Below are 23316 nucleotides of genomic sequence, written 5' to 3' on the forward strand. Positions count from 1 at the left end.
CCTTGCAAAAAGCGTGTTTGGAGCCTTGGCTCTAATCGTAATTGGTGAAGCGGCTGGGCGGCGTCACCGACTCGCGCAGGTACTGGTAGCGCGGCACATTCTGCTTGAGGCTGCGCTGCGGGTCGGCACCCAGGCTCAGCCGCGAGAAGCCTACGAACTCGATCTGGAACAGCAGCCGGGTGTTGGACTGGGTGATGGAGCTTTGCAGGCGCTCCAGCACCACGCGGCCAATCCAGCAGCAGCCGTCGTACTCCAGCCCGACCACGGTATCGACGAGCTTGCGGTCCTTCAGGCTGTAGTTCAGCCGGCCCACCGTGTACCAGCGGCCGCCGCCCTGGCCACGGCCGGCACCCAGGTCACGGCCCTTGTCGCCCCAGAGGTCGTTGATGGGCCATTGCCAGCCCACATCGACCAGCTTGCTGGCATCGGTGCGTGCCACGGTGTCGTACTGGGTACGGTAGGCCACGTTCACCGTGCGGTAGGAGCTGGGGCTGTAGCGCGCGCCGAAGGTGGTGCGCACCGGGCGGTTCAGGTCGCGGTTGTACTGGGTCGTGCCTTCGGTGGACCAGGCATCGGTCCAGTTGATGGCCGCACCCAGCAGCACGTCGGACAGCCGGCTGGTGGCAGGCACCTCGCCGGGCAGGATGACCTTCTGGTCGGAGAAACGCACGCGCTGCGCAATGCCGAAGCGCGCCTTCTCCGCGCCCGTGGCCCCGTCGATCAGGCGTGTGGTCGCGCCCAGGGTCAGCAGGTGGTTGTCGGCAATGCGGTCCTGGCCGTTGTAGTCGTTTTCGGAGTAGATGCTCGCGAAGTTGAAGTCGTTGCGCGCCGTGTCGTACAGCGGCAGAAAGCTCTGGTCGCGGTAGGGCGTGTAGGTGTAGAAGGCGCGCGGCTCGAAGGTCTGCAGCAGCTGGCGGCCGAACAGCGTGGTGTCGCGCTCGAACACCAGGCCGCTGTCCACACTGACCGTGGGCAGCGTGCGCGAGGCATTGCGGCTGCCGTTGCTCATCAGGCGGTCCACCTGGTAGTTGCTGGTGTGCAACTGGATCCTGGGCGTGATGAAGGCGCCCGGCGACAGGAAGGGACGGCTCAGCTGCGCCTGCATGTAGCTGCGCTGGCCGTTGTTGTAGGTCATGCCGGCCAGGGGCTTGTCGATCTCGAAGCGCGTGGTGTCGGCCACGAAGCTGAAGTCCAGGCCGTGCGGCAGGTCCAGCGGCGTGTAGCGCCATTGCAGCTGCGGCTTCATGCCGTAGGGCGGGGCAATGGGCGCCGATGCGTCCTGCATGGTCTGCCAGTACAGGGTGCGCAGGGTCAGCACCCCGTCGCCACGCGCCCAGGACAGGTTCACGTCGCTGGGCAGCAGGCGCTCGCGCAGCGTACGGGCGGCCAGCGGGAAATCACGCCAGTAGTTGTCGTCGCTGACGCGGTTGAGGTTCATGTTCAACCCCAGGCCGCCGATGGGCGAGCTGATGACGCCCCGGTGCTGCAGCGAGTAGGCCCAGCGGTCACGGTCGCGCTGGCGGTCGCCCGGCATGTAGGCCGCGTAGGCCTCGCCCGAATAGGTGGGCTCCAGATAGCGGAACTGGGCGCCCAGGTTGACGCCGCGCTTGCTCATGACCGAGGGATACAGGGTCATGTCGCGGTTGGGCGCGAGGTTCCAGTAGTAGGGCTGCGTGTATTCGATGCCGCTGAGCTTGTCCAGGCCCATGGTGGGAGGCAGCAGGCCCGACTTGCGCTTGTCCGACAGCGGAAAGCTCATGCGCGGCACGGGCAGCACGGTCACGCCCTTGAACTGCAGGGCCGCGCCTTCGGCCACGCCGACTTCCTCGGCCATGTCGATGTGCAAGGTCCGGGCGCGCAGCATCCAGGCCGGCTGCCAGGTGGCTTCGTCATCGCGCTGGCAGGTGGTGTAGGTCGCGTCATGGACCACGGCATGGTCGCGGTCGATGAAGTCCACGCGCGAGGATTTGCCGTAGGCCCCGTTGGCCAGGAAGCGGTAGCCGGCGTTGTCGAAAAAGCCCTTGAAGGCATCGACCTGCAGGTCCAGCTGCGAGCCTTCGTAGACATTGCCGGCCTGGTTGATGTGCACGGCGCCCGAGGCATTGACGCGGTCGTCGGGCACCTGGTATTCGAGCCGGTCGGCGCGGATCATGGTGTCGCCGCGGCGCAGTTCGGCATTGCCCTCGATCACCGCATTGATGTCCGGCTGGCCGCTGAGCGCGTCGCCACGCACGTAGACGGGCTGCTGGGAGCGGACCGCCTCAGGGTAGGTTTCCTGCATCAGCGTGCTGGGGCGCAGCGGGCGCACCTGCTGCAGCCGGCCTTCATCGGCCGCAGCGGGCTGGGCCTGGGCCAGCGTCGAGCCACCGGCCCATGCGAGAGCCACAAGCCAGGCCAGCGGGCGTACAGCGGGGCGCGCGGGCGCGCGGGCAGCCAGCGGATCGGGGAGCGGCGGTCGGAGGTACACGGTGGTCAACAGCGGCGGGTGGACAAAGGCGCAAGCCTAGCATCACCGCCGGGCATTCGCCGGGGTGGCGGTTTGTAGAATCGCGATTATCCATGAGCCATCCAAACACCCCCACGGCCGGCGTTGTCTGGGCCGACCCCGCCCGCCATGCCGCCTTCGACGCCTGGCTGGCCCCGCTGTCCGCCCGCCACGCGCTGCGCCCCGAAACCCTGCGCCCTGCCTCGGCCGATGCCAGCTTTCGCCGCTATCTGCGCCTGGACACCGCCGCCGGCGCCAGCCTCATCGTCATGGATGCCCCGCCGGACAAGGAAGACTGCGCGCCCTTCGCCAAGGTGCAGGCGCTGATGGCCTCGGCCGGCCTGGCCGTGCCGCAGATCCTGGACTGGGACGCCGTGCACGGCTTCATGCTGCTGTCCGACCTGGGCGGCCACACCGTCATCGAGGCGCTGGACCCGGAAAAGCCCCAGGACGCGGAAGCCTGGTACCGCTCGGCGCTGGAGGTGCTGCTGGCCTGGCAGACCGCCTCGCGCCCCGACGTGCTGCCCGCCTATGACGACGCCCTGCTGCGCCGCGAACTGCAGCTGTTCCCCGACTGGTACATCGCGCGCCACCGCGAGACCGTGCTCGACGACAGGCAGCAGGCCACGCTGGCCAAGGCCTTCGACCAGATCGTGGCCCACAACCTGGCGGCGCCCAGCGTCTTCGTGCACCGCGACTTCATGACGCGCAATCTCATGCAGCCCGTGACCGCCAGCGGCCCGCTGGGCGTGCTGGACTTCCAGGATGCGGTCTACGGCCCAGTGACCTATGACATCGCCAGCCTGCTGCGCGATGCCTTCATCAGCTGGGAAGAGGACTTTGTCATCGACATTACCGTGCGTTACTGGGAAAAGGCACGCAAGTCGGGATTGGTGGGCGCGCGCAGCCAAAGCGGCTGGGGCGACGATTTCGGCGAGTTCTACCGTGGCGTGGAGTGGATGGGGCTGCAGCGCCACCTCAAGGTGGCCGGCATCTTTGCACGGCTGACACTGCGAGACGGCAAGCCCCGCTACCTGGCGGATACGCCGCGCTTCATCCACTACATCCGCGCCACCTGCAGCCGCTACCGCGAGCTGACGCCGCTGCTGCGCCTGGTGGACCAGATCGAGAACATCCAGCCCCAGGTGGGCTGGGCCTACGGGCGCGTTTGAGGACAGGTACGCCATGCCACGCTTTCACTGCCCCATCGCGCTGCACAGCGGCGACGACATCGAACTGCCGCCCGGTGCGGCGCGCCATGTGCAGGTGCTGCGCCTGCAGCCCGGCGACGGCATCACCCTCTTTCAGGGCCGTGCCGGCGAAGGCTTCAGCGGCGGCGAGTTCGAGGCCACCGTGCTGCGCATGGGCCGCAGCGACGTAGCCGTGCGCATAGGCGCGCACCACGCCGTGGAACGCGAACCGCTGCGCCCCGTGCACCTGCTGGCAGGCATCACGGCCAACGAACGCATGGACTGGCTGGTGGAGAAGGCCGCCGAGCTGGGCGCCGCCAGCATCACGCCGCTGGTGGCCGAGCGCAGCGTGCTCAAGCTCAAGGGCGAGCGCGCCGAGAAAAAGCTGGCGCACTGGCAGGCCGTGGCCGTGTCGGCCTGCGAGCAGTGCACACGCAACCGCGTGCCGCCGCTGCATGCGCCCACCGACCTGCAAGACTGGCTGGAGGGCGGCGCGAAACAGCTGCCGCCCGGCACGCTGCGGCTGCTGCTGTCGCTGGGCGAGGGAACCCGGCCGCTGGGCGAGATCGTGGACGCCACGGCCGAGGATGCGCCCGTGGTCTTTCTATCGGGCCCCGAAGGGGGCCTCTCTCCGGCCGAAGAGGCCCTGGCCCGCGCCCAGGGTTTCGTGCCCGTCACGCTGGGTCCACGCGTTCTGCGCGCGGAAACCGCGCCCTTGGCCGCGCTGGCGGCGCTCACGCTGGACTGAACCGGCCCAGCCACTGCCGCAGCCTGGCGAACACGGGCGCGGCGAAGGCATCGCTTTCGTTGAACAGCTCGTGGTAGGCGCCGTCAAAGCACTGCGCCTGCACCACGGCCGGCGGCGCACGGTCGGAAAAGGCCTGGCTGCCGGCCGGCGCCACCAGCCTGTCGTCCCCTGCCCACAGCAACAGGCTGGGCACACTCCAGCTGCCCGCACGGGCCAGCACCTGCGGGCCGCCCTGCGCCAGAAAGCGCGCCAGCCGTGCGCTGATGCGGTCGTGGCACAGCGGATCGGCGCGGTAGGCATCGCAGACCGCCACGTCATGCGAGAGATACGGAATCTGCAGGCCGTTGGACACGCGCAGATCGGGCAGCAGGCGCGGCAGCGTGCCAACGAGCAACTTCTGGATCGGCGACAGGCCCACATCGAGGGCTGGCGAGGACAGCACCAGCGCATCGACAGGCCGGATGGCCCGGGCCACGAACAGCGCCGCCACCAGGCCGCCCAGGCTGTGGCCCAACAGCACCAGCGGCTGGCCGGCCGGTTGCCGGGCGCGCGTGTCATCCACCACGGCCGCCAGGTCGTCCAGAAGCCGGTTGTCGCCCGTCAGGCCACCGCGCGGCCCTGCCGAGCGTCCGTGGCCATATTGGTCGTAGCCGCGTACGGCATAGCCCCAGGCATTGAGCCGCTGGGCCAGCGCCGCATAGCGGCCGATGTGCTCGCCCAGGCCGTGCACCAGCAGCACGGTGGCGCGCGCCGGGCCCTCGTCCACGGGCCAGTCGCGCAGTGACAGCTCGGCGCCGTCGCTGGACGCAAGGCGCGTGACCTGGCCTTGCGAGGCAGATGCAGGAACGGGTGCGGGGGCAGACGCTGCCATCACGCCCCGCCGGCAGTGCCGGCACCGGCTTCGGAAGCTGCCTGCGTCCCGGCCATGGCGGCGATCACCTGGGCCACGGCGGCCGTGAGCTTCTTGGCATAGGGCACGTGCAGGAATTCATTGGGACCGTGGGCGTTGCTCTTGGGACCGAGCACGCCGCAGACCATCATCTGGGCCTTGGGAAAGCCCTGGCTGAGCATGTTCATCAGCGGAATCGTGCCGCCTTGCCCGATGTAGCCGCAGGAAGCGCCGAAATGCGCCTGGCTGGCGGCGTTGAGCGCGTCCTCGAACCAGCCGTCCATGGCTGGCGCATTCCAGCCGCTGGCACCCGACAGCCCTTGCCAGGTCACACGGGCCTGGTAGGGCGCGTTGTCCTCCAGCAGCGCCTTCATCTCCTGCACGCAGGCGGCGGCATCGACCAGGGGCGGCAGGCGCAGGCTGAGCTTGAAGGCCGTGTAGGGCCGCAGCACGTTGCCGGCATCCTGCAGCGCGGGCAGGCCCTCTGCGCCTGTGACACTCAGCGTGGGCTCCCAGGTGCGCTTGACCAGCGCCTGCACCGGGTCGGTGGTGGTGGGCAGGGCAAACAGCGTGGAGCCGCCGCAGTCGTAATGCGCCCAGGGAAAGCGCGCATAGGTCTCCTCGCCGAGGATGGCCGCCGTGGCGCGCATCTGGGCCATGCGGTCGGCCGGGACCTCGCAGTGGAAGCTGGCGGGCAGCAGGCGCCCGGTCTTGCTGTCCTCCAGACGGTCCAGCACCTGGCGCAGGATGCGGAAGGACGACGGCACGACGCCCGAGGCATCGCCCGAGTGCACGCCCTCGGTGAGGATCTCCACCTTCAGCGTGCCGCTGGCCATGCCGCGCAGGCTGGTGGTCAGCCACAGCTGGTCGTAGTTGCCGGCGCCGCTGTCCAGGCAGATCACCAGGCCCACATCGCCCAGGCGCGGACGCAGGGCATCGACATAGGGCAGCAGGTCGCGCGAGCCGCTTTCCTCGCAGGTCTCGATCAGGCCCAGGATGCGCGGGTGCGGCACGCCCTGGCGCTTGAGCTCCTGCACGGCGGCAATGCTGGCGTAGACCGCATAGCCGTCGTCGGCGCCGCCACGGCCATAGAGCTTGCCGTTCTCGTACTTGGGCGTCCACGGACCCAGATCGCTGCGCCAGCCGTCGAACTCGGGCTGCTTGTCCAGATGGCCGTACATCAGCACCGTGGGGCTGGAGGCCGCCTTGTCCTGCGTGCCTTCCACCTCGAAGAACAGCACTGGCGTGCGGCCCGGCTGACGCACGATCTCCAGCGTCAGGCCGGCCACCTTCTGCGCCTGCACCCAGTCGGCCGCATTGCGCAGCACGGTCTCCAGGTGGCCCTGTTGCTCCCAGTCGGGCGCGAACATGGGCGACTTGGCGGGAATGGCGATGTACTCGGTCAGCGCCGGGACGATGCGCTCGTCCCAGGAGCGGCTGATCCGGTCCAGCGCGGCTGCGGGCTGCAGCAGTTGTGAAGGAGTGCGTGCATTCATGGTGGGTCCTCGTGTCAGGGATGGGCGCACCGTTCGAGCGAAGCCAGCGCCGCGATCCGGTCATTGTGCGCCAACGCCATGCAGACCATGAGAGCCCGGTGCCAGCGACTACGATCACGCCCCATGTATATCGGAGAACTCGCCCGACGCGCCGGCTGCTCGCCCAAGGCCGTCAGGCTCTATGAATCACGGGGCCTGCTCGGTGCCGTGGCGCGGGCAGGCAGCTACCGCGTGTATGGACAGCAGGATCTGGTGCTGGTGCAGCGCATCCGCCAGGCGCTGGGGCTGGGCTTTCGGCTCGACGAGCTGCATGGCCTGCAGCGCCTGGACCACGCCGACAGCTGGGACGCGCTGGCCCGGCTGCTGCGCGGCCGCCGCGAGCAGGTGCAGGCGCAGATGCAGCACCTTCAGGGACTGCAGACGCAGCTGGCCGCACTGGAGCGTGAGCTGCTCGAATGCCGCCTGGAGCCGGCGGATTCCAGAGAACGCGCCTGCGAAACCGCCATGGCTTGATCCAGGGTCTTGACCCTGCCCCTTGGGGCAAGGCGAACATGGCCGCCATGTCTCCAAGCACTACGCACCCCCATCATCCCCAGCGCATCCTGATCATCCTCGGCCACCCGTCGGCCGGCAGCCTGTGCGCCGGCCTGGCCGATGCCTACGCCCAGGGCGCACGCGACAGCGGTGCCCAAGTGCGCACGCTGCGCCTGGGCGAACTGGAATTCGACCCGCTGCTGCGCGCCGGCTATCGCCAGGATCAGCCTCTGGAGCCTGACCTGCAGCAGGCCCAGGCCGACATCCTGTGGGCCAGCCACCTGGCCTGGGTCTATCCGACCTGGTGGGGCGGCCTGCCGGCCTTGCTCAAGGGCTTCATCGACCGCATCTTTCTGCCGGGCTTCGCCTTCAAGTACCGCAAGGGCTCGATGCTGTGGGACCGGCTGCTGGCCGGCCGCACCGCCGATCTGCTGGTGAGCATGGATTCCCCGCCCTGGTATTACCGCTGGCTGGCGCACATGCCGGGCCATCACCAGATGCGCCGTGCCATCCTGGAGTTCAGCGGCATCCGGCCCGTGCGCATACACAGTTTCGGACCCGTGCTCGGCGCCGATGCCGCACGCCGCCAGCAGTGGCTGGAGCAGGCGCAGGCAGCGGGCCGGCGCACGGCAGCACGTCCGGTCAAGGCCGCGACTTGAGCAATGCGTCAATGGCGGCTCGCCCCACCGACGGGTCGTCGGTGAAGATGCCATCGATGCCCGTGCGCAGGAAATCGTCCATGTCGGCGCGCGCATTGCCACGCCGGGCGCCGTCCTGTGCGGGCGGAGATTTCAGGCTCAGGGGAAGGAAGGCGTTCTCGGGCCGCAGCGTCCAGGGATGGACCAGCAGCCCCGCGCGATGGGCATCGGCCACCAGCGCAGTGGGCGCGGCATTCGCACCCTGCACCACGGGGATCACCATGCTTTTGCTCGGCCCTATGCCGTTGGCGTAGCGCGCAATCTCGGCCAGGCCTGCGGGCGTGACCATGTCGGCATAGCCGGGGCCCGTGCCGCGTGCCACGCTGTCATAGGGCTTGCCCTTGGGCGCCAGCAACTGCACCAGGCGCAGGCTGCTGCGCGCACGGATCCAGCGCAGGTTCTCGACCTCGAAGGACTGCACGAACACCGGCGCCTGCGCATGGTTCCAGCCGTTGTCCGCGAGCAGCTTGAGCAGCGCGGGCTCCAGCGGCAGGCCGATGGACTGGAAGTAGCTCGGGTGCTTGGTCTCGGGATAGATGCCGATGGTGCGGCTCGTGCGTGCGCTCTCGGCTCGGGCCAGGTCGATGACCTCCTGCAGCGTGGGCACCTCGAAACGGTCATTGAACTGCACATTCGCCGGGCGGATCGCCGGAATGCGTTCGCGCGCACGCAGCGTCTTCAGCTCGGCCAGCGTGAAATCCTCCACGAACCAGCCCGTGATCGCCTGCCCGTCGATGGTTTTGGTGGTCTTGCGCGCCGCGAACTCGGGACGGTCGGCCACATTGGTGGTGGCCTCCTTGAGGCTGCCGTCGGCCGCCAGGATGGCGATGGCGTTCTCATGCCGCGCCACCAGCACGCCATCGCGCGTGATGACCAGGTCGGGCTCGATGAAGTCGGCGCCCGCGCGTATGGCCTCGCGGTATGCCTCCAGCGTGTGCTCTGGCCGCAGCGCCGATGCGCCGCGATGGGCGATCAGCGCGGGCCGGGGCGGCCAGTCGGCAGCGGCATCGCTTCGGGCGGGCGCCTGCGGTGCGGCGCAGCCGGCCACCAGCAGGCCGGCGGCCGCGCCGGCCAGGACCAGCGCGCGGCGGCGTGGGAGGTTGTCCATGTCTGTCTCCGGGGTCTCGGGGCATTCGATTGTGCGCGCCGGGGATGACACGGGCATGGCCCGCCTGCGCTCAGGCGTGCTCGAAATGGAAGACCGCCGTGCCCGCCATGAGATTGGGCAGGGTACGCACGCTGCGGCCATCCTGCAGGCCGAAGGAGTCCAGTATGCGCAGCCGGTTCCGGGTGGCCAGCACCTCGAAGTCCTTGTAGGTGCCCACGCGGATGTTGGGCGTGTCATACCACTGGTAGGGCAGGCGCCGCGTCACCGGCATGCGCCCGCGCAGCACGGACAGGCGGTTGGGCCAGTGCGCGAAGTTGGGGAAGGCGACGATGCCCGCGCGCCCTATGCGCGCCGTCTCCTGCAGCATGGTCTCGGCATTGCGCAGATGCTGCAGCGTGTCGATCTGCAGCACCACGTCGAAGCTGTTGTCCTGGAAGATGGCCAGGCCGTCCTCCAGATTCAGCTGCAGCACGTTCACGCCCCGGCGCACGCAGGCCAGCACGTTGGCGTCATCCAGCTCCACGCCGTAGCCGGTGCAGCCACGCTCGCGCTGAAGGTGCGACAGCAGGGCGCCATCGCCGCAGCCCAGGTCGAGCACGCGCGAGCCCTTGGGGATCAGGCGCGCAATCGCCTGCATGGTGTTCAGCTCGGTCATGCGGCCTCCTTGGCGGCTGTCGTGGTTTCCTGGGCGATGCCGTCGAAGTAGGAGCGCATCACGTTCATGTAGCGGGGGTCGTCGAGCAGGAAGGCGTCATGGCCGTGGGGCGCGTCGATCTCGGCATAGCTGACGTCGCGGTTGTTCTCCAGCAGCGACTTCACGATCTCGCGGCTGCGTGCGGGCGCGAAGCGCCAGTCGGTGGTGAAGCTGACCAGCAAAAAGCCGGCCTTGGCCACCGACAGCGCCTGGGTCAGGTCGCCGCCATGCGTGCGCGCCGGGTCGAAGTAGTCGAGCGCGCGCGTGATCAGCAGGTAGGTATTGGCGTCGAAGTAGCTGCTGAACTTCTCGCCCTGGTAGCGCAGGTAGCTCTCGATCTGGAACTCCACGTCCTGCGTGCTGTACTTCAGGTCCAGGCCCTCCCTCAGCTGGCGGCCGAACTTCTGGTTCATCACGTCGTCGCTCAGGTAGGTGATGTGGCCGATCATGCGGGCGATGCGCAGGCCGCGCGCCGGCACCACGCCATGCTCGTAGAAATGCCCGCCATGGAAATCCGGATCGGTGACGATGGCGCGCCGCGCCACCTCGTTGAAGGCGATGTTCTCCGCATTGAGGTTGGGCGCGCTGGCCACGACCACGGCATGGCGCATGCGGTCCGGATGGCGCAGCGACCAGGACAGCGCCTGCATGCCGCCCAGGCTGCCGCCCAGCACCGCGGCCAGCTGCACTATGCCCAGCCGGTCCAGCAGCCGGGCCTGGGCGTCCACCCAATCCTCCACGGTGACCACGGGAAAGTCGGCGCCATAGATCCTGCCGGTGTCCGGATGCGTGTGCATGGGGCCCGTGGAGCCAAAGCACGAGCCCAGGTTGTTCACGCCGATCACGAAGAACCGGTTCGTGTCCACGGGCTTGCCGGGGCCGATCATGTTGTCCCACCAGCCCTCGCTCTTGGGCTGGCCCTCGTACACGCCGGCCACATGGTGGGAGGCGTTGAGCGCATGGCAGACCAGCACGGCATTGCTGCGGTCGGCGTTGAGCTGCCCGTAGGTCTCGTAGGCGAGGTCGTAGTCACGGATCGAGCCGCCGCCCTGCAGCGGCAGCGGCTCGTCGAAGTGCATGGATTGTGGTGTGGCGATGAAGGACATGAAAAAACCCGGCATCGCTAAAAACGAGGCCGGGTTCTCTGGTGTCGTCTTTAGCTGGATTTATAAAGCGCCCGCAAGCAGAAGCAAATCGGCGCATGAAGAATCATTATGCCAAAACGCCTGCCCCCGGAAGGAACAGGGCCAGCACGCCCAGCACCAGGAAGATCACGGCCGAGATCACATGCACCAGCCGGATGGGCACGCGCTTGACCAGCTTGTCGCCCAGCCACACCACGGGAGCGTTGGCCAGCATCATGCCCAGCGTGGTGCCCGCCACCACCCACAGGTAGGCGTTGTACTTGGCCGCCAGCATCACGGTGGCAATCTGCGTCTTGTCGCCCATCTCGGCCAGGAAGAAGGCCACCAGCGTCGTGCCGAAGACGCCCCAGCGCGAATGCCCGGAGACCTCGTCCTCGTCGAGCTTGTCGGGGATCAGCATCCAGACCGCCATGGCGATGAAGGACAGGCCAAGAATCCAGCGCATGGCGTTCTCGCCAAGATAGCTGGTGATCCAGGCGCCCACGGCACCGGCCAGCGCATGGTTGACCAGGGTGGCCACGAAAATGCCCGCAACGATGGGCCAGGGTTTGCGAAAACGCGCGGCGAGCACCAGCGACAGCAGCTGGGTCTTGTCCCCCATCTCGGCAAGCGCGACGACGGAGGTTGAAATCAGGAAGGCTTCCATGGTGTGGGGATTTGTCCGGCCGGATAGAGCACGCATTGACCACGCTCCGACTCCGGCCTTTGGATCGGTGCGCGGTCAATGGTCTCGATCGGTCACACGCAGCATTGCACTGCGCGCCGCATACGCCATAGGCCAGCGAAGGCCCAAGTTTGTTGACGCATGCATCCGGCTGCTGAGCCGAACGATCTACTCCCCAAAGACTGAGCCGGCGATCATAGCAGCCCTCGGATCTGCATGCCGGCCCCCACTGCCGCCAAGGCACTTGCTTATGCGCTGCCGCAATTTCAGGGTAACTCCCAGGGGCATTCTGTGGCGGGCACGACGAATTTTTGCGAAACAGTAATAACGTGCGAAAACTTCTGCCACATAATGGGCGAGCTTTCGTTCGGGCTTCGGCTCAATGAGTGCTAGTGCGTTTGCGTCTCTAACGTTGTCATCCCGTGTTGACTCCCTAGGGCTCCATCGCGTTTTCCAGTTTTTTCAGGAGTCCTCCATGGGCAACAAGCTTTACGTCGGCAACCTGCCGTACACCTTCCGTGACAGCGATCTGGAGCAAGCCTTCAGCGAATTCGGCGCCGTTAACAGCGCCAAGGTAATGATGGAGCGCGACACCGGCCGTTCCAAGGGTTTCGGCTTCGTCGAAATGGGCAGCGATGCCGAAGCACAAGCTGCTATCCAAGGCCTGCACGGCCAAAACCGCGGCGGCCGTGACCTGGTGGTCAACGAAGCCCGCCCGATGGAGCCCCGCGCTCCCCGTAGCGGCGGCTTCGGCGGCGGCTTCGGTGGTGGCGGCGGTGGCGGCTTCGGCGGTGGCAACCGCGACGGCGGCTACGGCGGTGGCCGTCGCAACAGCTACTAAGCTCTCGCTTAGAGCATGCGTTAGCAAAAAAAGGGGCCCTCCGGGCCCCTTTTTTGTTGCCAAACGTTATCAGCTTGTGTTTTCGAGCATTTATCTTTTTGATTTTTGTGCTTCATAATTTAGTTTCGGGCAGACCCGTTCGAACGCTATGTGTTTAGGAAGGTTGGCCAGGCTCTTGTATACAAGGAACCTGATGTCTGTGCGTCCTGAAGCCGAGCGCAAACCAGTGAGCATTGAGGAGTTGAGGAGTTTTTGATGGGCAATAAGCTTTACGTCGGCAACCTTCCCTATGGTGTGCGTGACAACGACTTGGAGCAGGCATTCAGCCAGTTCGGCGCTGTCACCAGCGCCCGGGTCATGATGGAGCGCGACACAGGCCGTTCCAAGGGATTCGGGTTTGTCGAGATGGGCAGTGATGCCGAGGCTCAGGCTGCCGTTCAGGGCATGAATGGCCAGCCATTGGGCGGACGCAGCCTCGTGGTGAACGAAGCACGTCCCATGGAGCCTCGTCCCCCGCGTTCGGGCGGCTTTGGCGGCGGTGGCGGCGGCTATGGCCGTGGTGATGGTGGCGGCGGCGGTTACGGTGGCGGTGGCCGCGGTGATGGCGGTGGCTACGGACGCGGTGACGGTGGCGACCGTGGCGGCTATGGCCGTGGTGACGGCGGCGGTGGCGGCGGCTACGGCGGTCGTGGCGACGGCGGATTCCGCAGCCCTTATGGCTCCGGCCCCCGCAATGGCGGCCGTGGCGGCGGCTGGGGAAACAACAATAACAACGGGGAATGAGATCCACGGTTCTCAGTGTTACCCCGAATCAAAAAGGCTCCTTCATGGAGCCTTTTTTACGCACAAGATGCGTGCATGAGCATATTCCGAACGGCAATGGGCATCAGGGATTTTCCAAATGCCGATGTTTGCGCTTCCGTCCTACAAGCAGCCTGTCGAATATCGCGTTGGGGAGAATTTTCATCAACCGCCCCACCCAGGCCATTTGCCATGGAATGATGACCAGACTGCGGCGAGCTTCAATGGCACGCCAGGCCCTTGCGGAAAACTCCTGCGGCTCCAATAGGAATGGCATGCCATAGCGGTTACCACGCGTGAGGGGTGTATCCACATAGCCAGGAAGCAATGTCGTGACTTTTACGCCACTACTGCGCAATTCACCGCGAAGGCTTTCGCAATAGGCAATGACTGCAGCTTTGCTGGCGCAATAAGCGCCGTGTCCTGGCAGGCCGCGCAGCCCGGCCACACTGGAAATTCCGACCAGTTGCCCGCTTCCACGCTGCACCATGGGTGCGATGAAGGGGTGGAAGCTGGCCACAACCCCCATCGTGTTGACGGCCAGCACCTGCTGCATGGTGTCGATATCCTCGCGCATCGAGGTGTCCACGCCCCAGCTGACGCCAGCATTGGCGATCACGACATCGGGCAGGCCCTGCTGCTGCTCGCAGCGCCGGGCGGCGGCGATGATGCTGTCAGGCACGCCCACATCAGCCTCGTAGAGGGCGAAACGCGAGGAGTCCAGGCCCTGTTGCGCAGCCCACTGCGCCATCACGTCGCCGCGCCGAGCCACCAGCGCCAGCGACCAGCCTTGCTGGTAGGCGTGCCAGGCCAGGGCCTGGCCTATGCCGCTGGATGCGCCGGTGATGAAGGCCAGGGGTGCCGGGCTGCGCGAGGATGTCGTCATGGCTTGTTCTCCATCGGCATGCCTGCGCTTGCGCTGGCGCCTTACTTGGTCCTGGAAGGCTGCAGGGTGCCGCGCACGCGGCCCTGCAGTTTCATGACCAGATCCAGGTTGCTGTACTGCATGCTATCGGCCGTGAAGCGGTCCTTGCCACGGGTCAGCACCACGGGCTGGTTGGAACTCACGCGCTCCTCGTTGGGCCAAGCGTGCAGGAATTCGCCCTGGAATTGCAACTGCGGCTGCGGCTGTTTACCTGCTGTCACAAATGGCTCGCGCGTGACGATGGCATTGCCGAACATTTGCACCTCGGAACCATCGGCATTGCTCAGCGCCCGGTTCGCACTGCCGCGCGTGATGCGGCCTTCGGGCGAGACCGCGAACATGCGGACGTTGTCGATTTCAAGCGTGTCGGTATCGGGATAGTGGCGGCCCATGCTGCCCTCGATCTGGCTCTTCAGACGCCCCGTGGCATCGAAGCTCTTGATCGAGAAATCCTTCATGAAATAGTCGGGCTCGTGCGCCACGGCCTTTTCGGTGCCGCTGGCCAGGGGCTGCGGCGCATTGCGCACCAGCCACCAGGTGCCCAGCGCCAGCAGGCCCATCAGCAGCACGGGCAGGTACAGGGAAAGCCGGTCACCGACGCGGCGCCAGGCCTGGATCATGATGCGTATTCCGCCAGCAGCCCGGCATAGGCGCCACGCGCGGCCAGCAGCAGGTCGCACAGCTGGCGCACCGCTCCTTCACCGCCGCTGCGCGGCGTGACCCAATCGGCCACGGCCAGCACTTCGTCATGGGCGTTGGCCGGTGCGCAGGCGAAGGCGGAGCGCCGCATCACGGGCAGGTCCGGCCAGTCGTCGCCCATGGCTGCCGCCTGGTGCCATTGCAGGCCCAGCTCCTTCAGGATGGCCTCGGCGGCAGGCACCTTGTCTTCCGTGCCAAAGCGCGCATGCGTGACGCCCAGATTGCTCAGCCGCAGGCGAAGCGCGGGCGAATCGCGGCCCGTCACCACGGCGGGCGTGATGCCAGCCTTTTGCAGCAGTTTCAGACCATGGCCGTCCAGCGTGTTGAAGCGCTTGAGCACTTCGCCTTCGCCAGAGAACAGCAGGCCGCCATCGGTCAGCACGCCATCGACATCGAAGAATGCCACCCGCACGTCCTGCGCCAGCAGCAGCAGTGGTGCGTCCCAGTTCTGCACGGGCGTCAAGGGAGCGCGTGCCATCAGATTACCTTGGCGCGCATCAGGTCGCGGATATGGACCACGCCGCGCAACTGGTGCTGCGCATCGGCCACCAGCACGGCGGTGATGCCGTGCTCTTCCATCATGCTGGCGGCGTCGACGGCCAGCGCGTCTTCGGCGATGGTGCGGGGGCCCTTGTGCATGACATCGCCGGCCTGCAGCGCGCGCAGGTCGGTGCCGGCCTCGACACGGCGGCGCAGGTCTCCGTCGGTGAAGATGCCTTGCAGCACGCCTGCCGCATCGACGATGGCCGAGCAGCCCAGGCCCTTGGCGCTCATCTCGCGCATCAACTCGACAAAGCTGGCATCGGCCCCGACCTTGGGCAGCTCTTTGCCGCTGCGCATGACATCGCGCACATGGGTCAGCAGCTTGCGGCCCAGCGCGCCGCCCGGATGGGAGCGCGCAAAGTCCTCGGCGCCAAAGCCGCGTGCATCGAGCAGTGCCACGGCAAGGGCGTCGCCCATGGCCATCTGCGCGGTGGTGCTGGCCGTGGGTGCCAGGTTCAAAGGGCAGGCCTCGCGCTCCACACGGGTGTCCAGCACCCAGTCGGCATGGCGGGCCAGCGTGGACTGCGCGCCGCCGGTCATGGCCACCAGGGGTATGCCCTGGCGCTTGATGGCAGGCAGCAGCACGGTGAGTTCATCGGCCTCGCCGCTGTTGGACAGCGCCAGTACCAGATCGATGCCGGTCACCATGCCCAGGTCGCCATGGCTGGCCTCGCCCGGATGCACGAAGAAGGCGGGAGTGCCCGTGGATGCCAAGGTGGCCGCCACCTTGCGCCCGACATGGCCACTCTTGCCCATGCCCATCACGACGACGCGGCCGGACAGGCTCAGGATGCGCTGCACCACTTCACCGAACACGCCATCCAGGCGCTGCGACATGGCAAGAAGGGCATCGGCCTCGATGCCCAGGGTGTCGCGGGCCAGGCGCAGGACCCTGGACGTATCCAGCGCATTCAAGGTGGCAGCATCAGAATTCATCTGGAAGATTTTAGGCGGTCTGGCTACCCGGCGGCGGCGGCCCCATCGGGCGTCTGGGTACACTGGCCCGTTCTTTCCAGCCCCCGATCCAGCGCCATGCACACCACCCTCAGCGTCAACGACTACCTGCGATCGCACATACGCACCGTGCCCGACTGGCCGGCGCCCGGCGTGCAGTTCCGCGACATCACGCCGCTGCTGCAGGATCCCCAGGTCTTTCGCGTGATGACCGACGCCTTCGTGCACCGCTACATGCAGCGCGGCATGCGCCCCGACGTGGTGGCAGGGCTCGATGCACGCGGCTTCATCCTGGGTGCCGTGGTGGCCCACGAGCTGGGCGTTGGCTTTGTGCCCATCCGCAAGAAGGGCAAGCTGCCGTTCACCACGGTGGAGGAAACCTATGAGCTCGAATACGGCAGCGCCACGGTGGAGCTGCACACAGATGCCGTCAAGACCGGCGATCGCGTACTGCTGATCGACGACCTGATCGCCACCGGCGGCACCATGATGGCCGGCAAGAGATTGCTGGAAAAGCTGGGCGCCACGGTGATCGAGGGCGCGGCCATCGTGGATCTGCCCGAACTGGGCGGCTCCACCCTGCTGCGCGATGGCGGCCTGCCGCTGTTCACGCTGGTGGATTTCGCCGGCCACTGAATCAGGCCGGCGCCCGGTCAGCGCAGTTCGCCGTACTGGGTGACACCCAGGTCCAGATGGTCCAGCGTGCTGTGGTGAAAGTCCGCGCCGCGTTCGCCTGCGCCCGGCCCGAGCAAGGGGCCCGAGCGGCGCACGCCGGCGGGCGCCGCAGCTGCAGAGCCCGCACCACGGGCTGCAGCGGGCATGGCCGCCACGGCCATCTTGAAGGCGGCCATTTCCTGATCGTCTATGGGCTCGAACGGCGCCGTGTCCTGCCTGCGGCGCTGGGGCGCCACGGCCTCCATCGCAGCCACGGCGGGGACGGCCACGGGCTGGACGGGACGCGGTGTGCGCACGGCCACGGAATGCACCTGGGCCTGGGCGGCAGCGTTCTGGTCGCTGACCCGCCAGTACACGGCTGTCACGACCGCGCCCATGCGGGCCTTGGCCGCCTGGGCCAGCATGGCCTCGATCTCGCTGAGCCGAGCGGTTTCGCTGGCATAGGCCCGTGCCAGGTCCATCATCACCACGAAGCGCTGGCCCACGCTGTCCAGCGAGAGCACCTTGAACTTGTAGCTGGCCGACAACACCCCGGCACGCACCATGACATCGCGCACCACGCCGTAGAGCTGCTCACGGCGCTCGGACCGCTCGCTGCGGCGCCCGGCCGCGACGGCATCACGGCGTGCCGCGGGGTTGGCCTGGCCATCGTTTCCAGGCGAACCACGACCCTGTTCGGGCAAAGGCTTGCGGGAAAACCAGTTGAACACAGACATGGGGGCTCTCATTGTCACGAATAGTCACAAACTCGCGGCATTGTGCCTGCAACTTGGCGACATTTTGAGCACAGGTGTTGCAAAAACCGCTGTATCAATTTGTCGCAGAGCAAAGCCCGGTCTGTAATCCCACCCGGCCCCCGGAGAGCCTTCGCCCAAGTGCCGTTCAGGTGCTGCTCAGGTGCTCGCCACCCGGCGGCGGCTGTCCACCGCGCGTCGCGCCAGGACCTGGCCGGCGGCCATGACCAGGGCCAGCGCCACCCCGGGCTGGCGGTTGCTGAGTTCGGCGAAGCGCATGGCCGTCAGGCACCACAGGCGCCCCGGCGCGGCAGCCTGCACGGTGGCGTGGCGCGCGCGGTGCGCGAAGAAGGCGCCCTCGCCCAGGATGGAGCCCGGACCGACGATGGCCAGGCGGATGCGCTCCTTGGCATCCTGGTAGTGCACGCTGAGGCTGCCGGACTCCACGAAGTACAGATTGCGGTCCAGCGAACCTTCGGCAAACAGCAGCTCGCCCGCGGCCAGAGTGACGGGCACCAGGTAAGGTGCCAGCAGATCCCACTGCTCCGAGGTCAGCGCGTTCTGCACACCGTCGACAGCCACGGCCGACGACATGGCCTGGGCCAAAGGCCGCAAATCATTGTGGGAGGAAGAAGACATGGCGGATCCGGTTCGAAGTGGGCCGCGTACCCGCTCCGGGACGGCACCCGGCGACAGGCAGCGGCAAGGGCCGCTGCGGCACGCCGCATGCTAAGCGACGGCAGCGGGCACGCCAATGCCGGCGCGTGGGTTTTCGACGGCAAATTTTGTAGCAAAAGATAAATATTGCCGCCATCTCATCAGACGTGCTGAGCATGCCGCGCTCAGCCCGCATCCCCTCTGTCACTTGCCAATGCAAAAGCTCGAGAAGATCACACCCAGCAGGTCATCCGAGCTGAATTCCCCTGTGATGGAGTTCAGCGAGACCTGGGCCAGGCGCAGTTCCTCGGCCAGCAGGTCCAGATGGGCGGCCTGGGCCGCCAGCTGCAGCTCGGCCTCTTCCAGGTGCGCGGCCACGGCCTGCAGCGCCTCCACATGGCGTGCGCGCGCCAGGTACAGGCCTTCGGGAGCGGACTGCCATCCGGCCACATCCAGCAGGCGCCGGCGCAGCGCATCCAGGCCGTCGCCAGTGCGTGCCGACAGCGCCACGCTGCCTTCGCGCCCGCCATGCACCTGCAGCTGGGCCGGCTCGGCGCGATCGGTCTTGTTCCAGACATCGATCACGGGCACCTGGCCCGGCAGCTTCTGGGCCAGGGTTTCGGCGATGGCCGCGTCTGCGGCCAGATAGTCGTTGTCGCCCATGCGCGTGAGGTCGTGCAGGAAGAGCACGGCATCGGCCGCGGCGATCTCGTCCCAGGCGCGCGCGATGCCGATGCGCTCGACCTCGTCGCTGCTCTCGCGCAGGCCTGCCGTGTCGATCACATGCAGGGGCACGCCCTCGATCTGGATGGTCTGCTGCACCTTGTCGCGCGTGGTGCCGGCGATGGGCGTGACGATGGCCAGCTCGGCACCGGCCAGCGCATTGAGCAGCGAGCTCTTGCCCGCATTGGGCTGCCCTGCGATCACGACCTTGATGCCTTCGCGCAGCAGCGCACCCTGGTGGGCGCGCGACAGCACCTGGTCCAGCTTGCCGCGCAGCCGCGCGAGCTGGCCGCTGGCATCGGCCTTTTGCAGGAAGTCGATCTCTTCCTCGGGAAAGTCCAGCGTGGCCTCGACCAGCATGCGCAGGTGCACCAGCGCATCGCGCAGGCCATGAATCTCCTCGGAGAAGGCTCCCGACAGCGAGCGGCTCGCGCTGCGCGCGGCGGCCTCGGTGCTGGCGTCGATCAGGTCGGCAATGGCTTCGGCCTGGGCCAGATCGATCTTGTCGTTGAGAAAGGCACGTTCGGTGAATTCCCCAGGCTGGGCCAGGCGCAGGCCAGGCAGTACGCTGCGATGGCCTTCGAGAGGCTCTTGCGCCGCCTCCAGGCAGCGTGCCAGCAGCAGCTGCAGCACGACCGGGCCGCCGTGGGCCTGCAGCTCCAGCACGTCCTCGCCGGTGTAGCTGTGCGGCGCCGGGAAGAACAGGGCCAGGCCGTGGTCTATGGGTCCGCCTGCGGCATCGCGCAACGGCAGGTAGGTGGCCTCGCGCGGCTTGAGGTCGCGCCCGCACAGCACCCGCACCAGCGGCGCCACCCCCTTGCCGGAGACGCGCACGATGCCCACGGCGCCGCGCCCCGGAGCGGTGGCGATGGCGGCAATGGGGTCGTTGTGGCGGGGCAGCATGGATGGAGCTTTCTTGGGAAGGGATTTCAGGCCGCCGATGATAGGCCGCCCATGAAAAAAGCCCGCCGAAGCGGGCTTTGGAGCCAGGGCCTTCGCAGGCTTACTTGGCAGGCTTGGTCTTGCCGAAGTTGGGCAGATTGAACTGCGGCGGCACGCCCATGCGGGTGTTGATGATCCACTGCTGGGCAATGGACAGGATGTTGTTCGTCAGCCAGTACAGCACCAGGCCGGCCGGGAAGAAGAAGAACATCACGCTGAAGACCAGGGGCATGATCCACATCATCTTGGCCTGCATCGGATCCGGCGGAGCGGGGTTCAGCGCGGTCTGCAGCAGCGACGACAGGGTCATCAGCACGGGCAGGATGAACAGCGGGTCCTTGGCCGACAGGTCGGTGATCCAGCCGATCCAGGGCGCGTTGCGGATTTCCACACTGGACAGCAGCACCCAGTACAGCGCGATGAACACCGGGATCTGGATGATGATGGGCAGGCAGCCGCCCATGGGGTTGACCTTTTCCTCGCGGTAGATGCGCATCATCTCCTGCTGCATCTGCTGGGGCTTGTCTTTGAGGCGCTCGCGCATTTCCATGATGCGCGGGTTGATGGCCTTCATCTTGGCCATCGAGGAGTAGGCCTTGGCATTGAGCCAGTAGAAGGCGATCTTCAGCAGCAGCACCAGGGCCACGATGGACCAGCCCCAGTTGCCCAGGAAACCGTGCAGCTTGTCCAGCAGCCAGTACAGCGGCTTGGCCAGGATGGTCAGCCAGCCATAGTCCTTGACCAGCTCCAGGCCGGGGGCCAGAGCCTCCAGGCGCTTTTCGATCTGGGGTCCGGCAAACAGGCGCGCTTCCACGCTCTTGCTCTGGCCGGGCTCGATGGTGCCCACGGGCGTGATCATGCCGACGGCGTAGAGGTTGCTGTCCACCTTGCGCAGGAAGTTCTCGCGCTGCACGCCTTCGGCCAGCAGCCAGGCGCTGGCGAAGTAATGCTGGACCATGGCCACGTAGCCGCCCGAGGACGACTTCTCGACGCTGGCCTTGCCGTTTTCGATGTCCTTGAACTCGACCTTCTGGTACTTCTTCTCGTCGGTGTAGACGGCCGGGCCCGTGAAGGTGGAGTACATGGTGGACTCTTCGCCTTCGGGCTTGTTGCCGTCGCGCACCAGCTGCAGGTACAGCTGCGGGTTCACGGCAGTCGTGCCGGTGTTCACCACTTCATGGCGCACGCCGATGTCGTAGGCACCGCGCTTGAGCGTCCAGATCTTGACCAGCTTCACGCCGCCCATGTCGGGCGACTCGAAGCGAAGCTCCATCTGGTCCTCGCCGTCCTTGAGCTCGCGTGCACCGGGCAGCGCGGTCATGGTCGTCTTGTGCGTGGGGAAACCGCCGCCGATCAGGCCCGACTGGCCCAGATACACACGGTGCACGCTCTCGTCGAACAGCACGACCGGCTTGTCCTTGTGGGCGGAATCGGCGTACTTGAGCAGCTCGGCATGGCGCAGCGTGCCGCCCTGGCTGTCGAAGGTCAGGCGCAGCACGTCGGTGCTGATGGTCACGTTCTGGCGCGGAGCAGCCTCGGGCGCGGCAGCGCCGCCAGGCACTTCGCCGGCACCGGCCGTTGCCGCAGTCGCTGCCGAGGGCACGCTGGCGTCGCCGGGCGCCTTGCCCGTTTCAGGTGCCGGGGCCGTGGCCACGGCCGGCGCGGGGAAGAAAGTGGCCTTCTTGCCGTTGTGCACTTGCCATTTGTCCCATAGCAAGACCAGCGAAAAGCCAAATATCACCCACAGGATGGTGCGGCGAATATCGTTCATGAAGACTTCTTAGGTGAGGAAGGTTGGGTGTTTTCGGGCGCAGCCGTCAGGCTGGTGAACAGCCTGGGCTTGTGCTCTGGCACAGGGTCATGCCCCCCGTCACACCACGGATGACAGCGCGCCAGTCGGCGCAGTGTCAGGTAGGAGCCTACCGCAGCGCCGTGTTGCTCCAGCGCTTCAAGGGAATAGGCAGAGCAGGTCGGCGTGAAGCGGCAGGCCGAGCCCAGCCAGGGACTGAGCATCAGCCGATAGCCACGCACCAGCGCCATCAGCAGCCGCTGCATCATGGCGTGGCTCCGGCAGGCTCGCCAGCGGCAGCGGCCGGCTCCTGCGCTGGCTGAGGCAACCCGGGTGCCGGCTGCGACAGGCGTTTCGCGGCATGGGCGAACAGCTGCTGCAGCTCGGCACGAACCGCCTGCTTGAGCACATCGGACGTGGCGCTCACGAACTGGCGCCGGTCAAAGCCCGAGCGCAATCGCACCACATGCGCGCCATGGAGCATCAAGGCCTCGTGCTCGCCGCCCACGGCGTAGATCTGCCGCTTGATGGTGTGGCGTGTCACCGATCGGCGCGCCCAGCGCTTGGGCACCATGGCCCCCAGCCAGGCATCCCGGCGCACCGCGCCAACGCCGAACAGGGCCTGCGGATCTTGCGATCCGGGCCCTGTCGGTGGCGGCATGGCAGCGACCTGCTCCGTCAGAACGAGACGGTGCAGGGCGAAGTGCGCGGTACGCGAAACCGTACCGGCAGCCATGGCGGCCTGAAACTGCGGACGTGTTTTCAGCCGTTGCATTCCAGCACCCCTTTCAGGGGTTCAGTGCAGCGAGCAAACCGCCCAGCAATGGCTGGCCTTAGACGGCCAGACGCTTGCGGCCCTTGGCGCGGCGAGCGTTGATCACGGCGCGGCCGCCCTTGGTCTTCATGCGGACCAGAAAGCCGTGGGTGCGGGCGCGACGGGTCTTGGAGGGTTGGTAAGTACGTTTCATGTTGGTTCCTAGAGAAGGTTCAGTTTTGCACCGGTCCCGTATCCGGCACGCTACACGCAGTGCAGCCAGCAGCCGCCACAAAGGCAAACCGCCAGGCCACCTGCCAAAAATCTGCACGATGCACTTGCCATGTGCGGCCAGGAGCGCGAACCGGGAAGGTTTCGCCCAAGGCAACCAGCAGCAGCATGCAGACCCGATGCAGACGGGCGGGACATATCACCCTGAACACATTCAGGGAAACCCGCGATTATCACAGCGTTGCCCACTTGATGCAATGCCCTTCGAACCCGAAGGATGCCTGCCCATTTTGCGACAGGGCAGAGGACAAGCTCCTGATATTTTGTGGATAACTTCCGCAAAAGCTACAATGGCAGCCTCGCAACAGTTCCTCCTATCCACAACTAGACTTCGACA

Annotated in this window: 25 protein-coding genes; 7 read left to right on the forward strand and 18 right to left on the reverse strand. The window is 66.8% G+C overall.

What is annotated here, in order from left to right; genetic code table 11:
• Positions 1-31: 31 nt before the first annotated feature.
• A complete protein-coding gene (locus tag AAN986_RS28180; protein WP_126312534.1) occupies positions 32-2467 on the reverse strand; it encodes an LPS-assembly protein LptD in 2436 nt (811 codons plus the stop codon).
• 92 nt (positions 2468-2559) lie between these two features.
• Between AAN986_RS28180 and AAN986_RS28185 the strand changes: the two genes are divergently transcribed.
• Positions 2560-3657, forward strand: coding sequence for a phosphotransferase (locus AAN986_RS28185; RefSeq protein WP_016447236.1), 1098 nt, complete (start codon positions 2560-2562; stop codon positions 3655-3657).
• Positions 3658-3670: 13 nt separating this feature from the next.
• A complete protein-coding gene (locus AAN986_RS28190; protein WP_047219258.1) occupies positions 3671-4423 on the forward strand; it encodes a 16S rRNA (uracil(1498)-N(3))-methyltransferase in 753 nt (250 codons plus the stop codon).
• Here AAN986_RS28190 and AAN986_RS28195 read toward each other — a convergent pair.
• Positions 4410-5294 carry an alpha/beta hydrolase gene (locus tag AAN986_RS28195; protein ID WP_047219259.1) on the reverse strand — a complete coding sequence of 295 codons (885 nt, stop codon included), beginning with the start codon at positions 5292-5294 and terminating at the stop codon, positions 4410-4412. The two genes, AAN986_RS28190 and AAN986_RS28195, sit on opposite strands and share 14 nt — an antisense overlap.
• On the reverse strand, positions 5294-6808 hold the full coding sequence (locus AAN986_RS28200) for a M20 family metallopeptidase (protein ID WP_047219260.1): 1515 nt from the start codon (positions 6806-6808) through the stop codon (positions 5294-5296). Before AAN986_RS28200 ends, AAN986_RS28195 begins: the two co-directional genes overlap by 1 nt.
• A gap of 123 nt (positions 6809-6931) precedes the next feature.
• Between AAN986_RS28200 and AAN986_RS28205 the strand changes: the two genes are divergently transcribed.
• Positions 6932-7321: a MerR family transcriptional regulator gene (locus AAN986_RS28205; RefSeq protein WP_016447240.1), complete on the forward strand. Its 390-nt coding sequence runs from the start codon at positions 6932-6934 to the stop codon at positions 7319-7321.
• A 38-nt stretch (positions 7322-7359) separates the two neighbouring features.
• Complete coding sequence (locus tag AAN986_RS28210; protein ID WP_016447241.1) at positions 7360-8001, forward strand: NAD(P)H-dependent oxidoreductase; 642 nt, start codon at positions 7360-7362, stop codon at positions 7999-8001.
• Here the strand turns inward: AAN986_RS28210 and AAN986_RS28215 are convergent.
• From AAN986_RS28215 to AAN986_RS28230, 4 genes are all read right to left on the reverse strand, one after another.
• Complete coding sequence (locus tag AAN986_RS28215; RefSeq protein WP_252651921.1) at positions 7985-9148, reverse strand: glycerophosphodiester phosphodiesterase; 1164 nt, start codon at positions 9146-9148, stop codon at positions 7985-7987. The two genes, AAN986_RS28210 and AAN986_RS28215, sit on opposite strands and share 17 nt — an antisense overlap.
• A 70-nt stretch (positions 9149-9218) precedes the next feature.
• The gene (gene metW / locus AAN986_RS28220) at positions 9219-9803 is read right to left on the reverse strand and encodes a methionine biosynthesis protein MetW (RefSeq protein ID WP_012207840.1); all 585 of its coding nucleotides are present in this window, start codon (positions 9801-9803) and stop codon (positions 9219-9221) included.
• Positions 9800-10948, reverse strand: coding sequence for a homoserine O-acetyltransferase (locus AAN986_RS28225; protein ID WP_047217601.1), 1149 nt, complete (start codon positions 10946-10948; stop codon positions 9800-9802). Before AAN986_RS28225 ends, metW begins: the two co-directional genes overlap by 4 nt.
• A 106-nt stretch (positions 10949-11054) precedes the next feature.
• Entirely contained in the window at positions 11055-11633 is a 579-nt protein-coding gene (locus AAN986_RS28230; RefSeq protein WP_034348253.1) for a TMEM165/GDT1 family protein, read from the reverse strand.
• A gap of 493 nt (positions 11634-12126) precedes the next feature.
• Here AAN986_RS28230 and AAN986_RS28235 point away from each other — a divergent pair, with 493 nt between their 5' ends.
• A complete protein-coding gene (locus tag AAN986_RS28235) occupies positions 12127-12492 on the forward strand; it encodes an RNA-binding protein (protein WP_016447246.1) in 366 nt (121 codons plus the stop codon).
• A 255-nt stretch (positions 12493-12747) separates the two neighbouring features.
• Positions 12748-13275 carry an RNA-binding protein gene (locus tag AAN986_RS28240; protein ID WP_082001643.1) on the forward strand — a complete coding sequence of 176 codons (528 nt, stop codon included), beginning with the start codon at positions 12748-12750 and terminating at the stop codon, positions 13273-13275.
• A 103-nt stretch (positions 13276-13378) separates the two neighbouring features.
• Here the strand turns inward: AAN986_RS28240 and AAN986_RS28245 are convergent, their stop codons facing one another.
• The 4 genes from AAN986_RS28245 to AAN986_RS28260 are packed head-to-tail and all read right to left on the reverse strand — an operon-like array spanning position 13379 to position 16396.
• Positions 13379-14179, reverse strand: coding sequence for an SDR family oxidoreductase (locus AAN986_RS28245; protein WP_016447248.1), 801 nt, complete (start codon positions 14177-14179; stop codon positions 13379-13381).
• Positions 14180-14220: 41 nt separating this feature from the next.
• Positions 14221-14838, reverse strand: a complete 618-nt coding sequence (gene lptC, locus AAN986_RS28250; protein WP_047217510.1) for an LPS export ABC transporter periplasmic protein LptC — start codon at positions 14836-14838, stop codon at positions 14221-14223.
• On the reverse strand, positions 14835-15395 hold the full coding sequence (locus tag AAN986_RS28255) for an HAD hydrolase family protein (protein WP_016454196.1): 561 nt from the start codon (positions 15393-15395) through the stop codon (positions 14835-14837). Before AAN986_RS28255 ends, lptC begins: the two co-directional genes overlap by 4 nt.
• On the reverse strand, positions 15395-16396 hold the full coding sequence (locus AAN986_RS28260) for a KpsF/GutQ family sugar-phosphate isomerase (RefSeq protein WP_016447251.1): 1002 nt from the start codon (positions 16394-16396) through the stop codon (positions 15395-15397). Before AAN986_RS28260 ends, AAN986_RS28255 begins: the two co-directional genes overlap by 1 nt.
• A gap of 96 nt (positions 16397-16492) precedes the next feature.
• Between AAN986_RS28260 and AAN986_RS28265 the strand changes: the two genes are divergently transcribed.
• Complete coding sequence (locus AAN986_RS28265) at positions 16493-17050, forward strand: adenine phosphoribosyltransferase (protein ID WP_017405006.1); 558 nt, start codon at positions 16493-16495, stop codon at positions 17048-17050.
• A 17-nt stretch (positions 17051-17067) separates the two neighbouring features.
• Here AAN986_RS28265 and AAN986_RS28270 read toward each other — a convergent pair whose 3' ends face one another.
• From AAN986_RS28270 to rpmH, 7 genes are all read right to left on the reverse strand, one after another.
• On the reverse strand, positions 17068-17805 hold the full coding sequence (locus AAN986_RS28270; protein WP_016447253.1) for a hypothetical protein: 738 nt from the start codon (positions 17803-17805) through the stop codon (positions 17068-17070).
• Between the two features lie 177 nt (positions 17806-17982).
• Positions 17983-18462 carry a cyclic nucleotide-binding domain-containing protein gene (locus AAN986_RS28275; protein WP_016447254.1) on the reverse strand — a complete coding sequence of 160 codons (480 nt, stop codon included), beginning with the start codon at positions 18460-18462 and terminating at the stop codon, positions 17983-17985.
• A gap of 222 nt (positions 18463-18684) precedes the next feature.
• On the reverse strand, positions 18685-20106 hold the full coding sequence (gene mnmE / locus AAN986_RS28280; RefSeq protein WP_046239395.1) for a tRNA uridine-5-carboxymethylaminomethyl(34) synthesis GTPase MnmE: 1422 nt from the start codon (positions 20104-20106) through the stop codon (positions 18685-18687).
• A gap of 100 nt (positions 20107-20206) precedes the next feature.
• Entirely contained in the window at positions 20207-21916 is a 1710-nt protein-coding gene (yidC, locus tag AAN986_RS28285) for a membrane protein insertase YidC (protein ID WP_016447256.1), read from the reverse strand.
• The gene (gene yidD / locus AAN986_RS28290) at positions 21913-22203 is read right to left on the reverse strand and encodes a membrane protein insertion efficiency factor YidD (protein ID WP_016447257.1); all 291 of its coding nucleotides are present in this window, start codon (positions 22201-22203) and stop codon (positions 21913-21915) included. The genes yidC and yidD overlap by 4 nt, the downstream gene beginning before the upstream one ends.
• Positions 22200-22709, reverse strand: coding sequence for a ribonuclease P protein component (locus AAN986_RS28295; RefSeq protein WP_047217511.1), 510 nt, complete (start codon positions 22707-22709; stop codon positions 22200-22202). Before AAN986_RS28295 ends, yidD begins: the two co-directional genes overlap by 4 nt.
• A 58-nt stretch (positions 22710-22767) precedes the next feature.
• Complete coding sequence (gene rpmH, locus AAN986_RS28300; RefSeq protein ID WP_012207856.1) at positions 22768-22902, reverse strand: 50S ribosomal protein L34; 135 nt, start codon at positions 22900-22902, stop codon at positions 22768-22770.
• Between the last annotated feature and the right edge of the window lie 414 nt (positions 22903-23316).

It is taken from the genome of Delftia sp. DS1230 (assembly GCF_040112715.1).
Classification (GTDB): domain Bacteria; phylum Pseudomonadota; class Gammaproteobacteria; order Burkholderiales; family Burkholderiaceae_C; genus Comamonas; species Comamonas tsuruhatensis.